Below are 7,234 nucleotides of genomic sequence, written 5' to 3'. Positions count from 1 at the left end.
AATCATTAGAATCGCAAAAATGTACTGATATTATACCAAGATTAGCCATAATAAAGGTATGGCTTTAGTAAATATACTTTAGATTTTTGTGGGATTTTTTGTGAAATGATAAGGGCATTTTGAGTTTATTTAACATTAATCTGTTAGTATTAACTTGCAAGTTTGTTAAAATAGTGAATTTTAAAACTTTTTAAACCTTACAAATATATTGATAGGTAAAATTAAAATTAAAAACTAGATAAGAACAACTAGCAATTTAGGCTAAAATACCTTATTAACCTACTAAAATGCTTAGGTATTAAATGATTAGTAGTTAGCTTAAATTATCGATAATTCAATTTACTTACAATATACTATTACTATAGATAGCTAAAGTAATAGATAGCCTATATAATTACTAAACTTAGAAATATAAAATAATTTATGACTTGTAAAGAGTAACTTAAACGTGTTGTTTAATCAATTAAAGAATTATCTAAAAAATATACTCTAATTCTAGGTCTAGAAATAGGTTGTGCAATATTTAGGTTTCACTCTTTATTATTAAGGTCATTTCGTTTATGCCTAACTAAAAGACCTTATGATGTATATGCTTTTTTACAATGAACGAAATTATGTAAATAAAGTTGGATATAATAAAAACTCAAGTAAATAAGCTTATAAATGCTATAATCTAACCCAAGAATATCAAGTCCCCTTTGGATATTTTAATTATGTTAAAATTTATCAAACCTTTAAGTTTAGTATTAGTAGCTTTAACAGCAGTAAATCTAAATTCAGCTTATGCTGATAGTACCAATACTGATTCTGCTTTACTATCAGCTTTAATCGGTAATAATTCTAATTTAGAGCTAACTACTAAACAAATTTCAGAGCAAGAATATAAAAAACTAATTGCCCAAAGCAGTATTCATCCAAACTGCACTATGTTTATGACACGTATGCGTGAATCTTTAAATGAAAATTTAAGTTTAGCGCAAGAAAACATTACGAAAAAAACTCAAACAGAGTTTATTAGTATCTATAATCAATTAAATCAAAGTATAGCTCGTACTCCTGTAATGCAACAAGAATTTGCATGTTATATCTTTAATCGTAAATTAGATCTAGCTAATGCTTCTGATGATGGTGATACAGATTTAACTGTGCCTGATAATCTTGAAGAAGATAGCGCCCAGTAAACTATAATTTACTTTAATAAGAATAGATAAAAATAATGCCTTAAAAGTATTAATACTTTTAGGGCATTATTTTTGGAGATAAAAAAAGAGACCTTGAAGGTCTCTTTTTTCAAAACAATTAAATTTTATTTAATTATTTTTGAGTTTTAGTTGTAGAACCAGTGATGAATACATCTACACGACGGTCTGGTGCTAAACATGCTGCAAGAGCTTTACGGTTTTTAACATCGTAACAACCGTTAGTTACAGGCTCAGCTGAACCAACACCAGTAACTGTTAATAATTGTTGGTTAACACCTTGTGATACTAAGTAGTTAGCAACAGTTTGTGCACGACGCTCAGATAGTTTTAAGTTGTATGCAGCTCTACCTGTACGGTCAGCGTGACCTACAACGTCAACTTTAGTTACAGTAGCGTTAGGGTTGTTGTAACGAGTTAAGATATCTTTGAACGCTTCGCTTGCGTTAGGAGCTAATTTGTCTGAGTTTAGAGCAAATAGAACGTCTGATTTTAACTCAAATTTTTCTTTAGTTACAACTGGAGCAGCAACTTCAACTGGTTTGTTTTGACCAAATACGTATGTTGCTGTAGCTGATAACATGTGAACATCTGGTTTATATTTGTTTGAGTTAGTGTGACCTTCTGTTTTGCTTACTGCGTAGCTACCTTTATCAGCGTTTACTTTTGATTTAGAGAAAGTGCGGAAGTATGCTTTATACTCAACACCAACAGCAAATGAATCTACGAAGTAGTATTCTAAACCTGCTGCAACTGCTGGAGCAACGTTAGTTTTTTTAGAAACTTTGTCGTCTAATTTAACATCGTTGAAGAATACGCCAGCACCTAAACCTAAGTAAGCGTTAACTTTTTGACCGATGAATTGGTTGAATTTAACTGTTACATCTAACACGTTTGATTTGTGTTTGTAAGAGTTGTCAAAGTAAGTGTTGTTAGCTGGTTTCGTCCAACCTAATTCAAACGCAACGTGGTTGTTTAAACGGTAACCTAAGAATAAACCGTAACCAGTACCGTCACCATTGTGGTATTGGTTGTCAGTTGAGTCTGTGCTTAATTTAACAGTGTTGTGGTATTGTGTATAACCTAATTTACCACCAACGTAGAAGCTGTTTGCTGAAGGAGCAGCAAAAGCAACTGTTGAAGCTGTAAGAGCTAATAAAGCTGCAGCTGTTTTTTTCATGTAAGACCTCTAAATCTTTTATGTGTTATTTATGAATTTATTAAACTTGAATGTTGCAAGGCTAAATTCAGGACTTCAATTTGCTGAACCTTTGAAATCCAATAACAGAATACAATCAGGATTATTATACCATATTGTGAACAATTAACTGCAAAATAAAATTTTTATTTTCCACGAAATATCATGGATTTACGACATGTTGTGCCATTTTGATCTTACTTTTGCATGTTTAGCTAGGAATTAAAGAAGTCAAAAAAAGCAAGTTCTATGATAGAACTTGCTTGTAGTTTTATTCACCTCTGATAAATTCTTTATAGAAATTTAACAGAATGCTTAAGTTAAGTTGTTTAGTTTCTAGAGATTTATAAATCTTCATTTCAATTTCATGTCCGTATAAGTGAGCAATAGTCATTTTTTGTGTTTGACCTGCACGGTTAATACGGTTACAAGCTTGAATATAAGTTTCACAACTATGAATTGGGGCAAACCATATAATTAAGCTGGCGCTGGTGGCTGTAATCCCGTGGGACATAGTTGTAGGAATGGCAAGTAAAACATCTAAATCATCAGTATTTTGTAAGCGATTAAAGATATCTGCACGTTCTTTTTCGCGTACGTCAGAATTTATCTTAGCTACTTTAAATTTAGTGCTTAACTCGTCGTAAAGAATGTCAAGAATACTTTTATAAGGCACAAAGATTAATGTTTTACCTTTATTAAACTCCGTTCGTTCGGATTTTGCCGTTTCGATTAGTTTAATTGCTTCTTGAATTCTTGATTTATTATTTAAGCTAATAATCTCTTTATTGTTGTCGTATACCGCACCACAACATGCCTGAATAATTTTACCGACAGTTGCAGCTCCGTTAGCAGGAGAGATATTACCACCATTTCTTAATTGCACAATACCATTATCGCGAAGTTGTTTAATCATGGCATTCTGCTGTGGTGATAACTCACAATATACGTGAATATTAACTAAATCGGGTAGATCTAAACAATCCTCTTTTTTAATGCGGATTGCAGGATTGAAGTATTTATAAACTAATTCTAATGATGTTTCAACGTTATTTCTTAAATCATCAATGTTATTGGTACTTGAGTTTAAAAATTTAAGATTTAAATTGTAATTCATCATCCCTTTAAAACTTGAGAAGCTAATACCTTCTAAGTTTTGTGGCGCTACCATTAAAATTTGCCCATATGCTTCTAGTGGCGTATTTGGTACTGGAGTACCAGTTATTCCCCAAATATATTTAGCATATTTGGTAACTTTGTTTAAGTGACGCCAACGGGCTGTAGAATGAGTTTTGTAGGTAGTTAATTCATCAATGATAATTAAATCATAGTGTTGGTCAATTAATTGCTCTTGAATAACTTCTACACCGTCAGGATTAATTATATGGATTTGGGCAGTTGATGCGGCAATTAATTCAATGCGACGTTTTTTCGTACTAGCGTATAGAATTTGTGCTTCTAAATCAGTATTCATATCTTGTAATGTGCTTTGCCAAGCATCGCGCATTACAGATAATGGACACACGATTAATACTTTCTTAATTTGCCCTATACGATATAAATAGTTAATCGCATGTAAAGTAGCTAAAGTTTTACCTGTACCCATATCTGCAAGACAAAAGCAACTTTTGTGTACAGATAAAAATGCTGAAATTTTATATTGGTGTTCAAAAGGGGTTAAACTTCCAGGCCAGTCATATTCTGAACTTTTCAAAATTGGGCTTAATGTTGTGGCTTTAATATCAGCTAAACGTTGAGCATTTTCAAATGTCCATTCAACTTCTACAATCGTATCTTCTGAAGATTGATCTGGATTTTCATAGATGACTGCTTCGGGAATTACTTGTTTGATCTCACGCGTTAATTTGGTCCAAACATATAATTTACTTTCATCTTCACTTGGGATGACATTGTTTGGTCCCATCGCGTCTTTGATACTTTGAAATGAGAACATATCAATATGAGCACAAATAAATGGGGTGAATCTTGTTATACCCATATTTTACCAAGCAATAAGTGCAGAATCTTAAAATTTTACGCTAATTTTATAAAATCAATGCTTGTTTAGTAAAAAAGGGTAAGTATTTTGTGTTTACACAAAAATAGCTTTTAAGCTGATATTGTAAAGTAATAAATAGCCTCAGACTTAAAGCCCGAGGCTAAATTAATCTTACGGAGTAAAAAATTATTATCTATTAGAAGCTTACATAAGTACCTACAGCAAAATCTTTAACTTTGTATTTAGTTTTGCTTGTAGTATTTAAAGTTCTTTCATTTGCACGACCAGCAGCTGCTTCAGCGTATACTTTAACAAAGATTGATTTGTATTTATATACATTGCTGTCAACACCAACGTAAGCATTTAAAATATTACGTTTAACATTGTTGGCAGTATTACTGTATTTATTGTTTACACGAATGTAACCAACACCTGAATATGGTTGGAAGTATTGGTTAACTACGTATTTAACTTTACCTGCTACACCATATTGTTTTTTATATTGTACAAACTCAGAATTAACAATACGTTGTTTTTCAGCAGTAAGAGCTGCAGTTGCTGATAAGCCACCATCTCTAAAAGTATAAGATAATTCACCAGAGTGATATCTTAAAGGTTTTTTATAACCTTTTACTTTGTTTGAGTTTTGGAGGTAAGTATTTGCAGCTATAAAACGTACACTGTTTTTACCAACAGACCAATCAGCTCTTAAAGCGTACTGTTCTCTTTTAACTTCAGTACTTAACTGTGTTTTACCATATGATAACCCTAAAGTGAAGTTATTTACTTTAGGAGTAATATAAGTAATTACAGTATCATATGCAGTTGCTGCAGAGAAGGCTGTAAAGTTAGTTTTACGGTAGCTGCTGCTAAATGCACTAATTGTATTAGTGTCACCACCAGTTTTACTATCTGCAACTGTTACAAATTTACCATAAATTAAAGTACCAAATTCTGGTTTAGATAATACTAAATAACCTTGGTTATAAACTAAACCAAATTTTTTGTGAGCACCTACTTTAGTATTTTTGTTGTAGTTATAGTTCCAAGAGTGGTTATAACGTACAGCAAATGATACAGAGAATTTATTAGCATCTACCCATGTACCACGTAACCAAACACGTTCGCGTAATTGCCATCTTTTGAATGCTGAATTTGTAGTAGTATTAGTAGCTACATCCGTTTTATCGAATTCTAACTCTGAATAATAAGCACGGAAGTCACCACCAAAAATTAATTGAGCTGATGAGCCATTTGAGTAAGAGCTGCTATATATAGTTGCAGAAAATGCTGTCGTTGCAATTGAAGCTAATGCAAGAGCTAATAATGATTTTTTCATATAAACCTTAAACTTTGAACTTAATAGATATTAGTTGGAATTTCTAATATCGCTGCTATGGAATAATAGATCTCTAGTTAAATTATTTGAAAGAGCTATAGGATAAATAATTTAACTAGAAAAACTAATTATCTCATACAAGAGTATATCAGTAAATCGTGATTTAATTAATAAATTAATCAATTTTTTTCAAAAAGTGTCGACTAGATCACACTTTTTTATAAAAAAAGAGCTGAAAATGAATAATTCTTCATTTTCAGCTCGTCTTAGAAACCAACTTTAATTGCAGTTGCAAGATTAATTAAATTGGTTTTAGCACTATAATTTAAAGCAGCATTTGCATATTGGTATTTGGTATTAATTCGCGAATAAGTATCTTCAACAATAAAGTCAACATATAAGCTTTTATAGGTGTAAATTGTAGAACTTGCACCAAGAATAAAATTATATTGCTTGTATTTAGAATAAACTGGGCTAAATTGATAATTTCCTGTTAAATCAGTAAACTTACTATGAACAAAAGTAAGAGCTACAAACGGTTTGAAATATTGTGAGAAATTATAGTTAGCTTTAAAGCCTAAAGACCTAGTTTTATCTTTATAAGGTGAAGATTGACTATCATTAGAGTCTACTAAATTATATTTAGCATCTTGATAAGCAAAATCCAAACCTACAGTCAAATTATCAGCTAATTTACTATTGTAATAGGCTATATCGTATGAGTTGATTAAATTATTTAATTGTTTATTTATACTATTTGCTGTATGTGCATAGGTTAAGGAAAGCATATGCCCATTATTACTATAGTTTAAATTAGTAGCGTATTGCTTACTAGTAGTATTTTCTTCTTTTGTTTGTGCAATACTAAATCCACCGCTTAAGCCTAATTTATATGGAATATAGTAGCTTAATACTGAATCATATTCACTAGTGGTAGCATTAAAAGCTGTGAATTTAATTGTATTGCTAAAGAAATCGTATTCTAGATCATTAACAAAGCGATCGTCAGCTACAGTAATATCTTTAGAAGTGTACCAAAATGTAGGATGACTTAAGTAAGCATATGCTCTGCCTAATTCAAAGCCATCGCGATAATGATTATTTTTGCTATTGTACACCTGACGGTCGTTATAAACATATTTGATGCGATAGTTATAGTAATAATGATCTGCTCGTGCGAGGAAACCATAGCTTAGATCATTACTATCAGTAATATTACCGCTTAAGCCGATTCTGGTACGAATACCATAATCAGAGTAAGTAAGGCGATCTCGATAGTATTGAGAGTCGTACTTGCTATCTTCAAACGACCATTGATATCTTTGATCAGCCAATAATGTTAAATTGGCGCTAGATAAACTATCAGAGTAGTCGTATAAGGTAAACGCGTTTACATTACTAGGTAGTTAAAATACCAGCAATTATTAAACCATAGAGAGTTTTATGCATGTGTAAAAAAGATTTAAGTAAGATATAATAAATATCTTAAGCACTTACTT

The 7,234-nt window shown here is 31.4% G+C and carries 5 protein-coding genes; 1 reads left to right on the top strand and 4 read right to left on the bottom strand.

Translation table 11 applies throughout. From position 1 onward, the window contains the following. The first annotated feature begins 713 nt into the window (after positions 1-713). Entirely contained in the window at positions 714-1,181 is a 468-nt protein-coding gene (locus CKF58_RS04570) for a hypothetical protein (protein WP_119531431.1), read from the top strand. Positions 1,182-1,314: 133 nt separating this feature from the next. Here the strand turns inward: CKF58_RS04570 and CKF58_RS04565 are convergent, their stop codons facing one another. From CKF58_RS04565 to CKF58_RS04550, 4 genes are all read right to left on the bottom strand, one after another. Further along, positions 1,315-2,379: an outer membrane beta-barrel protein gene (locus CKF58_RS04565; RefSeq protein WP_119531429.1), complete on the bottom strand. Its 1,065-nt coding sequence runs from the start codon at positions 2,377-2,379 to the stop codon at positions 1,315-1,317. Between the two features lie 289 nt (positions 2,380-2,668). After that, positions 2,669-4,351, bottom strand: a complete 1,683-nt coding sequence (locus tag CKF58_RS04560) for an SNF2-related protein (protein ID WP_222987705.1) — start codon at positions 4,349-4,351, stop codon at positions 2,669-2,671. Positions 4,352-4,592: 241 nt separating this feature from the next. Then, a complete protein-coding gene (locus CKF58_RS04555; protein WP_119531425.1) occupies positions 4,593-5,735 on the bottom strand; it encodes a porin family protein in 1,143 nt (380 codons plus the stop codon). A 266-nt stretch (positions 5,736-6,001) separates the two neighbouring features. After that, positions 6,002-7,069: a hypothetical protein gene (locus tag CKF58_RS04550; protein ID WP_119531423.1), complete on the bottom strand. Its 1,068-nt coding sequence runs from the start codon at positions 7,067-7,069 to the stop codon at positions 6,002-6,004. Between the last annotated feature and the right edge of the window lie 165 nt (positions 7,070-7,234).

Source organism: Psittacicella hinzii, assembly GCF_003585935.1.
Classification (GTDB): Bacteria; Pseudomonadota; Gammaproteobacteria; order Enterobacterales; family Psittacicellaceae; genus Psittacicella; species Psittacicella hinzii.
This window is presented reverse-complemented; position numbering and strand designations above follow the sequence as displayed.

What these genes read in the sequence shown, in the direction of transcription:
- CKF58_RS04570 (WP_119531431.1), top strand. Translation starts at nt 714, where the DNA reads ATGTTAAAATTTATCAAACCTTTAAGTTTAGTATTAGTAGCTTTAACA.
- CKF58_RS04565 (WP_119531429.1), bottom strand. Translation starts at nt 2,379, where the DNA reads ATGAAAAAAACAGCTGCAGCTTTATTAGCTCTTACAGCTTCAACAGTT.
- CKF58_RS04560 (WP_222987705.1), bottom strand. Translation starts at nt 4,351, where the DNA reads ATGTTCTCATTTCAAAGTATCAAAGACGCGATGGGACCAAACAATGTC.
- CKF58_RS04555 (WP_119531425.1), bottom strand. Translation starts at nt 5,735, where the DNA reads ATGAAAAAATCATTATTAGCTCTTGCATTAGCTTCAATTGCAACGACA.